19 protein-coding genes are annotated in these 16,590 nt (G+C 36.3%); 7 read left to right on the top strand and 12 right to left on the bottom strand.

Annotation, left to right across the window (positions count from 1 at the left end; translation table 11 throughout):
- Positions 1 to 19 precede the first annotated feature (19 nt).
- Both MHH69_RS01560 and MHH69_RS01555 read left to right on the top strand, forming a co-directional pair.
- Positions 20 to 220 (top strand): helix-turn-helix transcriptional regulator, encoded by a 201-nt coding sequence (locus MHH69_RS01560; protein ID WP_122972808.1) that lies wholly within the window; start codon positions 20 to 22, stop codon positions 218 to 220.
- Positions 217 to 672: a DUF3278 domain-containing protein gene (locus MHH69_RS01555; RefSeq protein ID WP_122972807.1), complete on the top strand. Its 456-nt coding sequence runs from the start codon at positions 217 to 219 to the stop codon at positions 670 to 672. Before MHH69_RS01560 ends, MHH69_RS01555 begins: the two co-directional genes overlap by 4 nt.
- Before the next feature lie 71 nt (positions 673 to 743).
- Here MHH69_RS01555 and MHH69_RS01550 read toward each other — a convergent pair.
- From MHH69_RS01550 to MHH69_RS01540, 3 genes are all read right to left on the bottom strand, one after another.
- Positions 744 to 1,891, bottom strand: a protein-coding gene (locus MHH69_RS01550) for an IS3 family transposase (protein ID WP_341361548.1) whose coding sequence is annotated in 2 segments (ribosomal slippage) — positions 744 to 1,618 and positions 1,618 to 1,891 — 1,149 coding nt in all. Because the reading frame shifts where the segments join, the coding sequence is not laid out codon by codon here.
- A 161-nt stretch (positions 1,892 to 2,052) separates the two neighbouring features.
- Entirely contained in the window at positions 2,053 to 2,637 is a 585-nt protein-coding gene (locus tag MHH69_RS01545) for a nitroreductase family protein (RefSeq protein ID WP_341361564.1), read from the bottom strand.
- A gap of 136 nt (positions 2,638 to 2,773) precedes the next feature.
- Positions 2,774 to 3,301 (bottom strand): amidase domain-containing protein, encoded by a 528-nt coding sequence (locus MHH69_RS01540; protein WP_241559353.1) that lies wholly within the window; start codon positions 3,299 to 3,301, stop codon positions 2,774 to 2,776.
- 292 nt (positions 3,302 to 3,593) lie between these two features.
- On the opposite strand from MHH69_RS01540, the gene MHH69_RS01535 reads away from it, so the two are divergent.
- Positions 3,594 to 4,622, top strand: a complete 1,029-nt coding sequence (locus MHH69_RS01535) for a DUF2804 domain-containing protein (protein ID WP_341361563.1) — start codon at positions 3,594 to 3,596, stop codon at positions 4,620 to 4,622.
- A 50-nt stretch (positions 4,623 to 4,672) separates the two neighbouring features.
- Here MHH69_RS01535 and MHH69_RS01530 read toward each other — a convergent pair whose 3' ends face one another.
- The 6 genes from MHH69_RS01530 to MHH69_RS01505 are packed head-to-tail and all read right to left on the bottom strand — an operon-like array spanning position 4,673 to position 10,744.
- A complete protein-coding gene (locus tag MHH69_RS01530) occupies positions 4,673 to 5,302 on the bottom strand; it encodes a malonate decarboxylase holo-ACP synthase (RefSeq protein WP_122972803.1) in 630 nt (209 codons plus the stop codon).
- On the bottom strand, positions 5,293 to 6,978 hold the full coding sequence (locus tag MHH69_RS01525) for a biotin-independent malonate decarboxylase subunit beta (protein WP_122972802.1): 1,686 nt from the start codon (positions 6,976 to 6,978) through the stop codon (positions 5,293 to 5,295). The genes MHH69_RS01530 and MHH69_RS01525 overlap by 10 nt, the downstream gene beginning before the upstream one ends.
- Positions 6,959 to 7,267: a malonate decarboxylase subunit delta gene (locus tag MHH69_RS01520; protein ID WP_122972801.1), complete on the bottom strand. Its 309-nt coding sequence runs from the start codon at positions 7,265 to 7,267 to the stop codon at positions 6,959 to 6,961. Before MHH69_RS01520 ends, MHH69_RS01525 begins: the two co-directional genes overlap by 20 nt.
- Before the next feature lie 15 nt (positions 7,268 to 7,282).
- Positions 7,283 to 8,128 (bottom strand): triphosphoribosyl-dephospho-CoA synthase, encoded by an 846-nt coding sequence (locus MHH69_RS01515; protein WP_122972800.1) that lies wholly within the window; start codon positions 8,126 to 8,128, stop codon positions 7,283 to 7,285.
- Positions 8,129 to 8,149: 21 nt separating this feature from the next.
- Positions 8,150 to 9,808, bottom strand: a complete 1,659-nt coding sequence (gene mdcA, locus MHH69_RS01510) for a malonate decarboxylase subunit alpha (protein ID WP_122972799.1) — start codon at positions 9,806 to 9,808, stop codon at positions 8,150 to 8,152.
- Between the two features lie 18 nt (positions 9,809 to 9,826).
- Entirely contained in the window at positions 9,827 to 10,744 is a 918-nt protein-coding gene (locus MHH69_RS01505; protein ID WP_122972798.1) for an ACP S-malonyltransferase, read from the bottom strand.
- A gap of 314 nt (positions 10,745 to 11,058) precedes the next feature.
- Here MHH69_RS01505 and madL point away from each other — a divergent pair, with 314 nt between their 5' ends.
- Together madL and madM are read left to right on the top strand one after the other, a co-directional pair.
- Positions 11,059 to 11,460, top strand: a complete 402-nt coding sequence (gene madL / locus MHH69_RS01500) for a malonate transporter subunit MadL (protein ID WP_122972797.1) — start codon at positions 11,059 to 11,061, stop codon at positions 11,458 to 11,460.
- Positions 11,453 to 12,214 (top strand): malonate transporter subunit MadM, encoded by a 762-nt coding sequence (gene madM, locus MHH69_RS01495; protein WP_341361562.1) that lies wholly within the window; start codon positions 11,453 to 11,455, stop codon positions 12,212 to 12,214. The genes madL and madM overlap by 8 nt, the downstream gene beginning before the upstream one ends.
- A gap of 77 nt (positions 12,215 to 12,291) precedes the next feature.
- Here the strand turns inward: madM and MHH69_RS01490 are convergent, their stop codons facing one another.
- The 3 genes from MHH69_RS01490 to MHH69_RS01480 all read right to left on the bottom strand — a co-directional run bounded on the left by MHH69_RS01490 (position 12,292) and on the right by MHH69_RS01480 (position 14,725).
- The gene (locus tag MHH69_RS01490) at positions 12,292 to 12,942 is read right to left on the bottom strand and encodes a GntR family transcriptional regulator (protein WP_122972795.1); all 651 of its coding nucleotides are present in this window, start codon (positions 12,940 to 12,942) and stop codon (positions 12,292 to 12,294) included.
- A 405-nt stretch (positions 12,943 to 13,347) separates the two neighbouring features.
- Positions 13,348 to 14,076: a glycerophosphodiester phosphodiesterase gene (locus MHH69_RS01485; protein WP_341361561.1), complete on the bottom strand. Its 729-nt coding sequence runs from the start codon at positions 14,074 to 14,076 to the stop codon at positions 13,348 to 13,350.
- Positions 14,077 to 14,146: 70 nt separating this feature from the next.
- On the bottom strand, positions 14,147 to 14,725 hold the full coding sequence (locus MHH69_RS01480) for a tetratricopeptide repeat protein (protein ID WP_341361560.1): 579 nt from the start codon (positions 14,723 to 14,725) through the stop codon (positions 14,147 to 14,149).
- A 204-nt stretch (positions 14,726 to 14,929) separates the two neighbouring features.
- Between MHH69_RS01480 and MHH69_RS01475 the strand changes: the two genes are divergently transcribed.
- Both MHH69_RS01475 and MHH69_RS01470 read left to right on the top strand, forming a co-directional pair.
- Positions 14,930 to 15,496, top strand: coding sequence for a copper resistance CopC family protein (locus MHH69_RS01475; protein WP_341361559.1), 567 nt, complete (start codon positions 14,930 to 14,932; stop codon positions 15,494 to 15,496).
- 3 nt (positions 15,497 to 15,499) lie between these two features.
- The gene (locus tag MHH69_RS01470; protein WP_341361558.1) at positions 15,500 to 16,585 is read left to right on the top strand and encodes a copper resistance D family protein; all 1,086 of its coding nucleotides are present in this window, start codon (positions 15,500 to 15,502) and stop codon (positions 16,583 to 16,585) included.
- Positions 16,586 to 16,590: the final 5 nt, after the last annotated feature.

Here is a 16,590-nt window from a genome sequence, read left to right as displayed (position 1 = left end):
ATTTTCTAAGGTGGAAAAAATGAAGAATAATGTAAAAATAACAAGGATTAAAGCCTCTATAACTCAAGAGCAATTAGCAAAAAGAGTTGGTGTAACAAGACAAACGATTGGACTTATTGAAAAGGGCGAATATAATCCAAGTCTTCAGTTGTGTGTTGCAATAGCCAAGGAATTGAATAAAACTTTAGATGAATTATTTTGGGAGGTCGATACAGAATGAAATCATGGATATCCTTCTTATTACCAAATGATGAATATAAAGAAAAAAAGATGTTATATTTTTTCTCGGAAGGCGCAGTAATCCTTTTCATTTCACTTATTGTAATGATCATGTGTAACAAATATTTTAATCTTGACGTAGAATTTGCCTTATTAATAGCCATCGCTATCTTCCTCTTCTATGTTTCAGGAAGATACATAATATCAGGCATCGAATATACAAACATTTCAACAGAGAGGACTTATAAAAAAGAATTAAAAGTTATATCCATTAGAACGATTGGATTTGTCGTTATATATATGACATGCTATTTAATTTTCATAAACTTACCTAAAAATCTCAATGAATGGATTGAAATATTAAGTTTATTAATAGGTGTTAGTATAATTTGGTTTTTATCTAGTTATATTTCTTTAAAGCGTTCCTATAAGAAAAATAAAGAACTACTATAAAGTCAAGCTATACAAAAAACACTAGGGTTGAAGGGTACTGACCATCATTTTTGAGACAATAAGAAAACACCCTACTTTACAGTTAGTTGACGGTATTTAACCGGCGATTGGCTGTTTAGTTTCGTTTGAATACGGATATTGTTATAATATTTTATATAGTTTTCGACGATTTGGATCACATGCGCATTCGTTGTGCGATTGATTCCGTCGAGATAGAACGTTTCAGACTTTAGCGAGGAGTGAAACGTTTCAATTGGAGAATTATCAGCGGGCGTGCCTTTACGAGACATGCTCATGGTAATTCTTTTTTCTTTTACTGCCTTTTGATAGTCATAGGACGTATATACAGAACCTTGATCGCTATGCAGGATACAGCCTTCAGGTAATTCTGGTAGCTGATTTAATGTATCTAAAACAAACTCTGTATCTTGAGTAAATCCGATTGTACGCGCTACAATCTCGCCATTAAAGACATCTAGAATACTTGAAAGATACATCATTGATTGACCAAAAGGCAAGTAGGTAATATCTGTTACTAACTTTTCAAATGGTGCTTCCGCTGTAAATTCACGATTTAATAAATTCGGTGCGACGTATGCTGGTTGTCCAGTGCGTTTACGTTTCTTCACTTTTACTCGACACTGCCAACCATATTTTTGCATTACTTTTTGTACTGTATTTTCACTTATCGGTTCTCCATAAATGCTTGTGATTTTTCGGTATCCGTATCGATATTTATGAAGTTTACACAACTCACCCATTCTCTTATCCCGAATGTCTTTCTTTGTTTCAACGTTATTATTCTTTTTCCAACGATAATAAGATGATCTACCTACCCCCAAGTGGTCACAGATTTCGCCAATTGTCATGACTTCTTTTAGTTCTTCTACCAATTGCACAACTATTCTTGGTACCACTTCCTTTCCCATTCTGCGTACTTTTTTAAAACTTCAATTTGTTGCTTTAAATAACGGTTCTCAGCCTTTAATTTAGCTGTTTCATTTTCATATTCTGGTCCTTTACCATAGGTATATTGCTTTCCAACTGGCTGTTCAAGGCGATGAAGTTCTCCATTTCGATACCACTTCATCCACGTTTTTAGTTGTGTATAATTTCGAATATTCAATTCTTCTAAAACTTGATTAACAGGTATTCCTGCTAATCTCATTTCGATTGCTTTCATTTTAATTTCTACTGGATAACTAACTCTTGTTCCCATAGAAAAAACACCTCCACGTTGGATTTATAGGTTTAATACCCGTTTTTCAACGAAAGGTGTTTTTATTTGTCTCATTTTTTTAGGTCAGTGCGAAGTACCCTAGTGTTTTATTAATGCATTTTTTCAAACTAACTTTTCATCAACATTGAATAGAAGGGATATTACTTCTTCTCCCCTTGGCCGAAAATCGTCACAATTTGGTCTGATTTTTTTCGCTCTGCCGCTTTCGGCAATTCATCAAAATAGCCTAATTGCAACATTGAAATAATTCTTTCACCTGGCTGTACACCTAAAGCAGTTCGGAAATCCGGTGCATCTAAGAAATCTGGAGTTTTCCAACAGGATCCGATACCATAATCCCATGCAAGTAATTGAATGTTTTGAATGAATGTGCTTGCTGCAGCGAAATCTTCTAAACGTTGTTTTTGGCGTACATCTTCAGAAACGATAACAAACACAAAGGCTCCTGCTAATGTGAATTTTTGCATTTGCTTTTCTAGCGATTCCTCCGATAGTTCCTTCCATTTAGGAATGGTTGTATCTCTTAAAAGCTTGTGCAATTCAAAAATCTCTTCTCCACATGCAACAACTAATCGCCATGGCTCTCTATTTTTATGATTAGGTGCCCATACTGCGTCGTCAATAATATTCATTAAATCTTCCCGATCAACCGGTTGACCATTGAACCTTTTAATTGACCGTCTTCCAATAATTGCTTCACGCACTGATAACGATTGTTGGTTCATATTCTTCTCTCCTTAAAAAACTAACTCTAACCCTTTTTCATTCATCTTCAATAAACCTTACCATATAATTTTACGTTTTAAAATATACTTAGCTTTTTTACAATTCTCAATAAATTGTTATTATTGCAAACAATTTTTAATAAAACACATCATCGATTTTGAAAAAGTAGTATTTCGTGTTTGGAGTATAGGCGTAGGAGTTTGAATAATCATAATGGCGATCCGCACTATCTACTGTATGGGCATGGATATAAGGTACTCCATTTACCATACTCGTCACAATCGTTGTATGGTCGATTACCCCGTTTCCTTGAAAGTCATAACAAATGACATCACCAATTTCCAGTTCCGATGGGGATTGGACACGTTTAGCAGTTAATCCTGATTTGGCGTTTTCTAAATACAAACGAAAACTGTGGGAGACGGACCAGCTATAACTCCATGTTTCATTCGAGTAATATCCATTACCACTCCCTCTTCTCCAACCGTCTGTAATCCACCAACCTTTTCCTCGATTCGGTGCACCTGACATCGGGGCTCCTCCTGCCCGTAAACATTGGGATACAAAGTTTGTACAATCCACTGAAAAAGCCGGGTAATTGGGGTTTTTTCGATTCCACCAAGTTCTCGCATACTGAACCGCCGCTTGACGATTGTAATAAATTGGAATGGTTCAACCTCCTTTTTTACCATTCTATGCTTCATTGTCATCATTTTTCATATCAATTTAATTTCCCTTCAATAAGACTGTCATTTTGTTACAATTTAATATTAATTTAATGTCCTTAAACTAATTGGTTCTACATTTTGCTACAATAATAAGAAAGGATTCTAGACTCTTCATAATGTTAAAAATATTACAAATGCTTGGCAGTTGATATATTTTGCATTGAATCATCATATTTTACTTCCAATAGAAAGAGATCCTAGATAATTTGATTGAGAGGATGTTGGCATTGACGCAGCACGCTGAAAGAGAAATTATTGAACTTACACGGCTATGTGATAGAAAAGGAAACTTAAATCCGGAAGCTATCGGTTTTGCTCGTAAACCTATCATCGATTGCAACTTATCTGGTCACTACTTAAGGAAGAAAAAATGGAATTATTGGTGCGTCTATGGAGAGGAAATATTATTTTCCGTAACGATATGCCATTTTGATTATGCGGCGACTTGTTTTATCTATTTTTTAGAATATGAAACCCAACGATTCTTTGAAAAAACGATTACGATTCCCCTTGGCATAGGTACGAAACTAAAAATGCCATCGAGAGTGTTAGAGCCTATTCGTTTTGCCAATAGCGAAGTTCATATTAATATTACGTTCTTTCAAAATCAAACCTTTTTAAATGTCACTTCCAAAAACTTTGATAATGAAGCTTTACATGCAGAATTAACGATCCACCATCCTAAAGAGGACGATACACTGAATGTCGTCATACCTTGGAACCGACAAACCTTCCAATTTACTGCAAAGCATCATACATTACCGACTACAGGTTTTGTGAAAATAGGAGAACGAAATTATCAATTTTTTGAAGAAGACTGTTATGCGGTACTTGATTTTGGTAGAGGTATTTGGCCGAGGGAAGCGTTGTGGAATTGGGGGATGGCATCTCAACGAGTGCGAAATCAACGGGTTGGCTTAAACTTTGGAGGCAAATGGACAGACGGAACGGGTATTACTGAAAATGCTGTTTTTGTAGATGGTAAAATGACAAAGATTCATGAAGATGTATTGTTTAATTATGACAGAAAAAATTTCATGAAACCTTGGTACATCACAACAAAGTTTTCAGATCAGGTAATTTTAACTTTCCATCCGTTTTTTGAACGGGTTGCCAAAACGGATGTGAAATTAGTAAAATCTGAAGTCCATCAACTTGTTGGCTACTATAATGGACAAGTTAAGTTGGAAGATGGCAGTACCCTCGTCATCCAACAAATGCTAGGTTGTATAGAAGAACATATAGCAAAATGGTAGATTAGCCTTTATAAAAATGTCCCAATCGTAAGGCGATTGGGACATTTGTTTTAAGCTTGAAGAATTTTAATTTTACTATCTTTTATACGACATAAATGGGGACCAAAAGCCGTTCGAACAATAAAACCTTGGTCTTTATTACTCAAATAATCTTTTAATAGAAAGGCCCCTATATTTGGAACTTCCACTTGGACATCAATCGGTTTCGAAAAGCCGTTTAAACATTTGCCAACCTCTTCTAGTAACGATTCTTCTATAGAATCTACATAAATAGAAAGATCAATATCGCTCTTACCTGTTGTTACGTTAATGGAGGTAGCTATTTCAAAACCGATGCTTCCCGTTGGTCCCCATATTAAATCAAACTTCTGAAATTGATCGCGAATTTCGTTTAAGATTGGATAATAAAATTTATTGTTAAACCTATCAATCCGATTTACTAAAGAATTAGGTGTTATAACTTCGACAACATGATTTTCATGTATAAATGTGCCAAACCGCTGCTCTCTACTGTTTCCGCGCAATCCAATGGGGATTAATTGATTGCTAACGGGCATTCTTCGTACAACACCGTAGTTAGCTGCTGATTGAGCATCATAAACCCATTCTGGTATCACCGAAATTGGCTCTAACTGATCGAGGTTGTTGAACTTAACAATATCATGCACCTTTACTTCCATTGTTGCTCAATCATTTCCCTTACCTTTATAGAAGCCACTCGACCGGAAGCTACAGCAATCTCTGTTTTTAAACGATTTGATAAATCTCTTACGGCATCTTTTTGAATATCATCATAGGCTGCAAGAATCGAATCAATGAATAACTCAGCATGTTCCGATGAAGGGTTATCTGCATTAATACCTTCTATTAAGTTATAAAGGGCACCTAATTTTTTAAATGACTCAATGTCATAAGCCATAGAAGGAACGTCTTTTGCTGCTAAATCTAATTCTTCAATTGTTCGTTGTGTAATAATAGCAGCGGATTTTTTAGACATTACATGGACATTTACCCCTTCATCATGTAAAGCAATTAATCGATTCGCCTGCATACCGTGGGATAAAAATGCTCCAGAAATGGCTTTCCCAACGATGGCTGCAACGATTGGATGGCCAATTAACCTAGCTGAAGCATAGGCATCTACTGCGGATGAACAAGATAAATAAATTCCAAATAACTCCTCATGATAGCCAAACGCTTGACTTGGCACATCAACAACAGGAACAATTAGACGTTTATCTTCTAAGTGGGCATCTTCTACCATCGCTTCTCGAACATATTTAGCAATCGCCCATCCTTCTAATAAGCCTACTTCGCCATTTCGTGCCCGATAAAATGGATTCTCAGGGTTTGGAACAACTGCAATTACTCGTGCCTTCACTCCTTTAATCTCCGTATCTGCTACTAATACAGAAGGGATTTCACTAATCGATTTCTGCCCCCCAGTTAATATTTCGAACCATTTTCTTCCTCTACTATTAACGGTTTCCTTTGGGGCAGGTACCGTATTTGAATTTTTAGGAGCTATGTTTTTTAAAAGTTCCTTTGCTTGCTCTGGAGAAATTTTTTCTTCGACATTTAAAGATTTAAATAAAGTTAAGAAATGGTCGACCTGTTTTGTTCGCTGTTTTAATTCAATCTCTCCATTCCAAACACTTTGAATGGCATTTTTAAAATTCACTACATCATCTTCTACAACGATATCCGCAAGACCAACCTCGTTACGCATTGCCCCACCAATCATTTTCCAAATCAATTGTTTATTTTTCGAATCCAGTTCACGGATACCTGCTTCTTGTTCTACTACTTCAGGTCCGTTCATTCCTAAACGACCTTCCCGAGTCATAATTAAGGCACTACATAAACCAGCAGTTAATGACATACCACCGAAGGATCCAATTTTCCCAGGAATGATACCTACTACCGGAACATACTCTCGCAGTTCAACAATTGCCGCACTAATTTCTGCAATGGACAATAAACCATAATTTGCTTCTTGAAGGCGTACTCCACCTGTATCATAAATGATGACCGGATAAACCGTTTGATCGTTTTTACACTCTTTCAATACCTTTTCTAAAGTACCTGCTAATTTCGCACCAGATACTTCGCCAATTCCGCCACCTTGGAAATTTCCTTCTATTGAAATAATTACAGTTGGCTTTCCATTTAATGTTCCTTTAACAATAATCATGCCATCATCATATTGGGGAACGATATTTTGAGCCACAAGATGGGGTGATTCCATTCGATCGAAAGGTCCTAAAATTTCATAGGCCGTTCCTTTATCTAATAGTTGAAATGCTCTTTCCCGCGCTAAACTCTCTACTAAACTCTCAGTTATCATTTGTGTCATTTAAACTCACCTCCACCGCTTGAGCTAATCGAATCGAAACAACGCCTGGTGTTGCGCCAAAATCATTAATCGTAATGAAAGCAGCAATGTTATGCTGACTAACAAATCGTTCAATAACCTTTTTCCACGTATCTTGGAATCCCGTAATACCTGTACGAATTTCTACAACTGTTTCATTCTGATTACTAGGTTGGACTAATACTTCTAAATCTCCAGATCCTACGACGCCAACGTGTGCCGGTCTTTCGATCGTTTTTGAAGCTGGAAAGGAATATACTAATTTTTCCACTAAAATCACTCCCCTTTAATTTATCGTTGCGTAAACTTCCTCAGTAGAAAAAGTAAACTGACTAATTTTATATAAATAAATCGTTGCAGCTAATAAATCGGCGCTGCCCCCTGGTGATAAGTTACGCTCTTTAAATTGTTCGTTCATTATTTGAAGTTCATGAAGATTACCTGCATTTAAAACATGTTGGGCATATTGCTTTGCGTATTGTAAACCTTCAAGACCACCCCGGTGCAATAAACACGTATCGTCTAAGTTGGCCATTAACGCTAAAAATGCATTGAGTTTTGCTGTTTTTTCATCCAATTCGTTTACGGTTGCTTTAAATACAGGTAAGCTAAATTTCCGAATATGAGGAAAAGCTTGCTGTGCCTCTGCCTTTGCTCCGTGTACACCATATTTTTGAACAGCCTTTATACCATTTGTTATTTGGTGAGGTATAAAACGATCTTCATATCGGGCAATTTCCCCTGCGGTATGGCATAACGTAATTTCATCGGACTGCCCTTTATGAATAGCTGCTGCTGCAGTAAGTAATCCAAGGGACCAAATGGCTCCTTTATGGGTATTGACCCCCTTTGTCACTTGAAACATTTGCCTTTCACCTTCACGACCAATCTCACCGATTTTTTCTCGCAAAAATTGAGATGTTCCTTCGTTATAGGCAACCATTGCCATATTGTAAAATGTCGTGTATAAACTTTTGGCCGACTCCACCATCAATGAAAAGGTTAAATCATTATGGGAACCTTGATCAATCCTATCCACAAGACCGGGCTTTGGAGTAAGCGATACTTCTTCAATTAATGATTCAACCGCTAAACGGGCTAACGTTGTTGATAAACGATGAGGATCTTGCATACTCCTCGCCTCCTCTTTTTATTACCAACTTCTAAATTTCGCTGGAGGTGTATATAAACCACCGGACCATTGAACAAGTTCGTCAATATTTTTAGCAGCAAGTAAGGACCTTTTCGCATCGGAACGACGAATACCTAAATCTTCCGGCATAGCAATTAACCCTTGTTGACGTAAACGTTCGGCTGTTTTCGGATTGCTCTCCATACCGATTGGTGTAACCCCTGCGACAGAAGCAATCATTTCTCTTCTTTCAGATATGCTGTCGGATTTATAAAGATAAGCAATTCCTTCTTCCGTTACAACATGGGTTACGTCCTCCCCATAAATCATCACTGGTGCTAAAGCTAATTTCGCCTGATCTTTCACACTAATAGCATCAAGGGATTCAACGAAAACGGGCTTATTTGCTTCTTGGAATGTCTCTGCAACTTGAACGACCAATTTTTTACCTCGTGCTAACGGATCATCGGAAGTCATCATGTTATACCAAGCTTCCGTTGAATGGCGTCGACCTCCCGGATCATGGCCCATATTTGGCGCTCCACCATATCCTGCAACACGACCTTTTGTGACAGTAGATGAATTCCCTAAACCATCCATTTGTAAAGTAGAACCGATGAATAAATCAACGGCATATTGACCAGCTAACTGGGCTAACGTACGATTTGAACGAAGGCTACCATCTTTTCCTGTGAAGAAAATATCTCTTCTTGCTTCCACATACTTTTCCATTCCTAGTTCACCACCGAAGCAATGAACACTTTCAACCCAACCTGACTCAATAGCTGGTATTAACGTAGGGTGCGGATTTAACACCCAGTTTGTACAGATCTTCCCTTTAAGCCCTAGTGATGCGGCATAAGTAGGTAGTAGTAACTCGATAGCTGCCGTATTAAAACCAATTCCGTGGTTTAATGATTTCACACCGTGTTTTTCATAAATTCCACGAATCACCATCATTGCTTGTAAAATTTGAATATCTGTTATATGGCGGGGATCCCTTGTAAAGAGAGGTTCTAGCTCATACGGTTCATCCGCAACTACGATAAAATCAACCCACGAACTTGGTATGTCTACCCGCGGTAATTCGTCTACGATTTCATTCACTTGAGCTATGACAATACCATCTCTAAAGGCAGCTGCTTCCACTAATGTTGGTGTTTCTTCTGTATTAGGGCCAGTATAAAGATTGCCGTATCGATCGGCTTTATCTGCTGCCACTAATGCAACGGAAGGAATTAAATCAATAAATAATCGACCATATAATTCAATGTAAGTATGCAAATCCCCCAATTCGATTTTTCCATCTTCAATCATTTGGGCGATTCGTAAACTTTGAGGCCCAGCGTAGGAGAAATCTATTTTTCTAGCAATTCCTTCTTCAAAAATATCTAAATGTTCAGGTCTTGAAATGCTGGACATAATCATATGCAAATCATGAACTTTTTTTGGATCCACTTGCACAAGAGATTGGGATAAAAAAGACGCTTGTTTTTGATTATTCCCTTCAAGTACAACACGATCCCCTGGTCGAATTAATAATTCCATTGCTTCGACAATACGATCAGTAGGAATAATGACACCATCGACTAAACTTTTTACACTTTCCATTCTTTCTTTTTTTGCTTCCAACCTTGTTGTCCATGATCTTGTTACTTTCGGTATATTTGTCAAAACCATTTTTCACACCTCTATTTTTTAATTTGACATAACATAGAAACAATCATCGATATTACTTTTCGAAATAGCCATCGTTCGAACTTCCGAAAATGCTTGGTTTGCTAACTTAGTTAATACATCACCAGGTGGCATTTCAATAAATAATCGAGTACCCGTTTCATAAAGCAAATTAACTGCATCATGCCACCTAACCGGATAACAAATACTTTTAGCTAAATCTTCTTTTACTGCATCCGCTTGCCTTAATAATCTAGAATTCACGTTACTCGATATTGGGATTTTCGGCCTTTTCAAATCGAGCTTATTTAACTCACCCAATAGTTCCTCACTTACATTTTTAAATAATGGACAGTGGGAAGGAGTTGAGACATTTAGTAAGCGGGCAGAAGTCGCTCCATGGGTTTTCACATAATCTATAACCTTTTCTAACCCCTTTATGGAGCCAGATAAAGTCAATTGGGTTGGTGAATTTCGATTTGATACATAAACGGGTTCTTCCTCGTTAAAGAATTGTTGAACGATTTCCGACAGTCGATATTCATCTAAACCTAGTACGACGGCCATTCCATATCCATGATCACATGTTCGCTCCATCAACTCGCCACGCAACGTAACTAATTTAAGTGCTTCCTCAAAGGTAAGCACCCCTGCTGCAACTGCTGCACCAAAAGCACCAACAGAATGCCCGGCAACAAAAGATGGAATTAAGCCATTTTTTTCAAACACTTTATACGTACTGACAGATGCAATTAATAAACATTGTTGCACCGCTTTCGTTGTTGAAAGCGCTTTATTGTTATGCAGTGATTCAATTGGTAAATGTAATAAATCACTGCTTTCTTCTAAAATATGTTTTACAACTGGATCATTAGGTAAATCATTTAACATGCCCACATATTGTGATCCTTGACCTGGAAAGAGAAACGCACTTTTCACTTAATCCCTCCTCTCCAACGAAAATGGAATTTTACGTTTTCTGTTAAAAGACTCTTCTATTTTTCATCGAGCTTCATTAAAGCCTCTATCTTTGTCTCCACGTCTCAAAAATTAATAGAAATTTTTATAAACGGTCGACTGTATACATAAATAATAAAACAATAGATTTTAAATTTCAATCGTAATTTCAGTTTTTTTCTGCTTAAGGAAAAATTTTAGTTGATTTATATTTTTTAATAAATTATGATGGTCACAGAATACAGTCGACTGAATATTCACGAATTTAATAGTTTTAATAAAGGGGTGTCAGAAATATGGTGATTTACGGTGTAGCTATTTTAGCTGGATGTTTTTTAGTTGGCACTATTGTAGGGGAGTTAATAGGAGATTTAATGGGAGTCGATTCAAATGTTGGCGGCGTAGGAATTGCCATGCTGCTATTAATCATTATTGTTGATAAGCTTGTTAAATCAGGGAAAATTAGTAAACCTTCACTAGATGGCTTAAGTTTTTGGAATCAAATGTATATCCCAGTTGTTGTTGCAATGGCAGCAAGCCAAAATGTGTTAGGTGCTTTAACAGGCGGACCTTTAGCTATTATAGCCGGAATTACAGTAGTAGTCGTTAGTTGGGCATTTGTTCCTATCCTAAGTGGAAAGCAAAAAGAAGAACCCGCTTTTCGTAATCCAGCTATAAGGGGTGAAGCAGATGCTTGATATGATAAAAGGCGTCTTTACCGATAACGGATTTGTTACGGCATTCCTCGTAATTGGATTAACAATGTGGCTTGCCTATTTTATTTCCAATAAACTAACAAAGGGAAAAATTCACGGTTCAGCCATTGCGATTGTTCTTGGCCTAGTTTTAGCCTATATTGGTGGGGTCGTTACGGAAGGATCTAAAGGACTTGCAGACATTAGTTTTCTAGCTGGCATAGGTTTCTTAGGAGGGAGTATGTTACGAGACTTTGCCATCGTAGCCACTTCATTCGGAGCAAATTTTGATGAAATTAAAAAGGCAGGTTTTAGAGGGGTTATTTCCCTTTTCTTCGGAGTAATCCTTTCCTTTGTTGTTGGGGTAATCTTTGCTTACCTATTTGGATACAAAGATGTAGTAAGTATGACAACTATTGGTGCTGGAACTGTTACTTATATTGTAGGACCTGTAACCGGTGCTACTCTAGGTGCTAGTTCTGAAGTGATCGCCATTAGCATTGCAGCTGGGCTAATCAAATCCGTATTAGTTATGGTTGGAACGCCATTTGTAGCAAAATATATCGGTTTAAATAATCCGATGTCTGCAATGGTTTATGGTGGTTTAATGGGAACTACCTCTGGTGTTGCAGGAGGTCTAGCGGCAACAGATCCAAAATTAGTACCTTATGGGGCTGTTACTGCAACCTTCTATACCGGTTTAGGATGTTTATTAGCCCCAACAGTATTATTCCTAATTACAAATGCTATTTTTTAAAAACCTTTAAGTTGAACTAAATTTAAAGTCGATTGGACCCAACATATGTGGGACAAATCGACTTTTTGGTTTGTTTATTAAAATACTTGACGACGTAGATTTAAAATCACATCTTCCGTATGTTTACGTAATAAAGAAACAAGTTCTTCCACTTCGTTATTCTTTAAAAAATCATAAATTTTATGATGATCATCCCTCGATTTATTTATTGTTTCTCCCGATTTGAAATGTAAAGATTGGACTCGAACTAATGGCAGGACAATTTTCTTATAAACACTTTCAATTACTGTGCTTTCACTGAATTTTATTAGCGTAAAATGAAAATCATAGTTTAAATGGGTATAATCTTTTTGATTATTACATTGATCCATTTTTTCTAATATTCGTTTCATATCCTCTAGCAAATCTTTCTTTTTGTTCGGTTCTTTAATCCTTTGTGCTGCTAGAATTTCTAAATGATTCCGTATATCTAAAAGATCTTGTACTTCATTAATAGTATACCCTTTTATAAAGGCTCCCTTTCTCGGAACTCTCTCTATTAAACCTTCCGTTGCTAATAAATAAATTGCTTCTCTTATCGGTGATCGGCTTGTATTGAACAATTCAGCATAAACACTTTCAACAATTCTATCTCCAGGTTTTAACTCACCATTTAATATTTGTTCCATAATCTTCTCAGCTACGCTTTTTGATAATGCATTATCGAACGCATCCTTAAAATAATCCATCAAATCCACACCCTCATGACACACAGAATATTTAATTACTCACATTTTCATAATATTAGCTTAAAAAATTCCGTAATTCAATCGAAAGTTCAAAAATTTACTTAAAATCCTATTAATATGTCCACAGTCCACCAATTATATTGATATGATTAGTGTGTCATACATTTCCATTTTTTTGAACTGATTTTTTCATTTTTTTTTAGTATCTCACAATAGAATTCACATTCCAGACAAACTTCCATTCCTTGTGTACTGTCGACTGAGTTCAATCGTAATTATAATCTAAAAATACTTTTTCGATAGATATATTTACGAAAAAAATAAGCTTTTATAATTAAGATTAAATATTTCATTATAAAAAACTTGAAAGGTGCACGTATATGAACATGCACCTTTCTATACTTCTTATTCATCCCAGCTCAACATATACTCCATCATCTTCTCTGGTTCATCTGTGAAAATTCCATCAACACCAATTTCCTTTAAAACATCCAACTTCTCTACTTTATTAACAGTCCAAACTCGGACAACCGAACCCCTCTGTATAGCATTTAAAACTGGACTTCGTACTGCTGATGTCAACGAGACATGTAGCGCTTTAGCAGGAATCGTTTTTTGATAATCCGCTACATTAAGGACCATTGTAGAAAAAATAGGAGCATTTTCAATATCTGGCGCTAGCCGCGCAATTTTTCCCACGGCTTCATGATCAAAGGATGAAAGTATGACCCGATCTTCATATTGAAACGATGCAACTTCCTTCAAAACTAGCTCTTCCAACATCGGATAAATAAAAACATCTGTTTTTAGCTCTATGTTGATTCGATGGTGTGTTTCTTTAAAAACATTTAATACTTCATGAAGAGTAGGAATTTTTTCCCCAGCAAATTCTTCACTAAACCATGATCCAAAATCATATTCCCGAAGTTGTTCAAGGGTTAAATCCTTAACATAGCCCTTCCCATTTGACGTTCGTTTAATCGATTCATCATGGATGACGACTAGTTTTCGATCTTTAGTTAAATGAACATCTAACTCAACACCATGAATCGGTAATTGAGCAGCTGCTTCAAAGGCTGCCAACGTATTTTCTGGATATTTTGCAGAATAACCTCTATGGGCGAAGATTTTCATATATGATGTACTTCCTCCTATTTATAAGTCATAACAATTTTGCACCTAATAAAGGTATTTAATAGAAATCTTACTTCGTCCCTTGCCTTTCTTTTAAACATTTCATACATAAATCAAAAGCCTTTTGTGTAGAACGAATTAATTCCTTGTTCCCCTTTCTTTTTCGAATGGCAAGGGATTGGGAGAAATCCTCTAGAGCCCCATTCAACTCCCCGAGTTCCATTAAACATTTCCCTCTATGTTGTAATATAAAATCCTCATAATAAGGGATGCTATTTACGGTTGATTGGTTCATCGCTTCCCTAAGTAACTGTAGGGATTTTTGATGTTCATTTGCGTATTTAAATGCTTCGCTTAAACGAATGAGGGTAACAATTTCCTGATTGTGATTCAATTGTAACCTTAGCGCTTTTTCAAAAAAAGCAATAGCCTCCCTTGACTTATTCAATACCCGATATACATATCCTAAAGTACTGTAAAGAAAGTATAAGTCTTCTTTAGACCACTCTTTCTCTAGTAAGGGCTCTACTTTATAAATAAATGCCCAACATTTATCCGGAGCATTTGTCTGTTCCCGTAAAAACTGCCTTTCATCAAAGTATATGGACGACTGCAACCCATTCAACTCATCTTTTATTTGGCGAATCATCATCATCCACTCCTATATTCATCGGTTAGTATGAAGTATTCTAGCTTGTTCCCATTAAACCTTTCCTAAAAGTGAATTATGACTTTCTATTCACAAAAAGTATAAAAAATGTTCAAATGTATACAATTCATAGACCATTATAATCAACAATCCCTTTTTTCTATGCTACAATTTAGCAGATTTCAATAGTTTGGGGGTCCTTTTATGTTGAAAAAGTTATCACTTATTACAAGTATTTTTTTATTTACATTTGTCGGTAACGCCTTTGCTCATACTGGGTTAGAAAGTTCTTCTCCACAAAATGGTGAAGTAATCGATACTGAGTTAAAGGAAATTACGTTAACCTTTGAAGGGAAAATCGAGCAAAGTAGTACCTTTACATTAGAAAGTTCTACCGGGGAATCGATTCCGGTAGATGATATTGCAGTAGAAGACAATATTTTAAGTGGCACTCTTTCCACTCCATTAGAAAATGGAGATTACTCCGTTAATTGGAATATTATCGGTGCAGACGGCCATCTTATTAATGGGGAAGTTCCCTTTTCAGTAGAGATGCCGGCTTCAGAAAATACAACGGAAGTTGAACAAACAGATACTGAAAAAACAGAAGTAGAAGAGGTAGAAACTCCATCTCCATCTACTAATGAAACTGCGGTTACAGAGGAAGAACCGGAACAAAATGCATCTTCTTATGTCGTACCTACAATTATTGTAATTCTTATCCTTATTGTTGTAGGGAGTATCTTCATGATGATGAAAAGGAAGAAATAATGAATGATTGTTTTAGGAATGATTAGCCAAGCATTACTATATTTATGCTTTTCCCTGCTTGTAGGTAGCTTGATTCTTTCGTTAATTCCAAATAACTATCTTCCTTCTTTGCGAGTACCTAAGTTTGTTTTAGTGTTATCCATCATTGGGATTATAATTTTTTCATTCTTCCCTGTACTCCAAATTCTTTTGTACTTAATTCCAAATCAAGGGCTTTCGGATACGTTACAATCCGTACTGCTCACCTTTGAAGTTGGAAAAGCTTGGTTTTTTACATTTATTGTTTCGGTTATTCTCCTTCTATACATCACTGTATTTGATTATAGGATAAAGGCTTTTTATGGGTATGTTGGGATATTTCTATCTTTCCTTTTAATATTAGCGCTAGGTTGGTCAAGTCACCCTAGTTCTTACGAGCCTTTATGGGGATTTATTGGTGATACAATCCACTTTACTGCTGTTACAGTATGGGTTGGAACGTTAATTGTTGTTAGTTGGTTTGCAACAAATCATAACAATTGGTTAAACTTTTTAAAATGGTTTACCCCAGTTGCTATCGTTTGTTTTGGTATGACATTTGTTTCTGGTCTTCTCCTTATGAATATTGTCGTTGAGGACTATACCAATTCATGGTTAATTCCTTACGGACAGTCATTATTGATGAAACATCTTTTCATCATTCCATTGATTGTTTTTGCCCTCATTAATAGTATTTTCATCCGAGGGAAAGTGAAAAAAGATACCCATTTCAATCCCCTTCCTTGGGTGAAAACGGAAAGTGTATTTTTATTAATCATCTTTTCAGCAACAGCTTTATTAGGCCAACAATCACCACCAAGAAATACGAACGTTTCCAACGAAAGTGTTTCAAAGCTATTTTCGTTATTTTATCAAGGACAGTTTCAGCCAAATATGACTGCCGACCTTGTTATCAATACGACAAGCATGTTGTTACTTGCTGTCGCTATACTTTTCTTAGGGTTAATGATCGTATCCTTTTTCAAAAAGATGCCCGCTATCATGTCCTTTATAATGGGCGTTTTACTTGTTTTCTCTTTATATTTATCATTAATCTTAAGTATTCAATAAAAGCT

The organism is Ureibacillus sp. FSL E2-3493 (genome assembly GCF_038077515.1).
Taxonomy (GTDB): Bacteria; Bacillota; Bacilli; order Bacillales_A; family Planococcaceae; genus Ureibacillus; species Ureibacillus halotolerans.
This window is presented reverse-complemented; position numbering and strand designations above follow the sequence as displayed.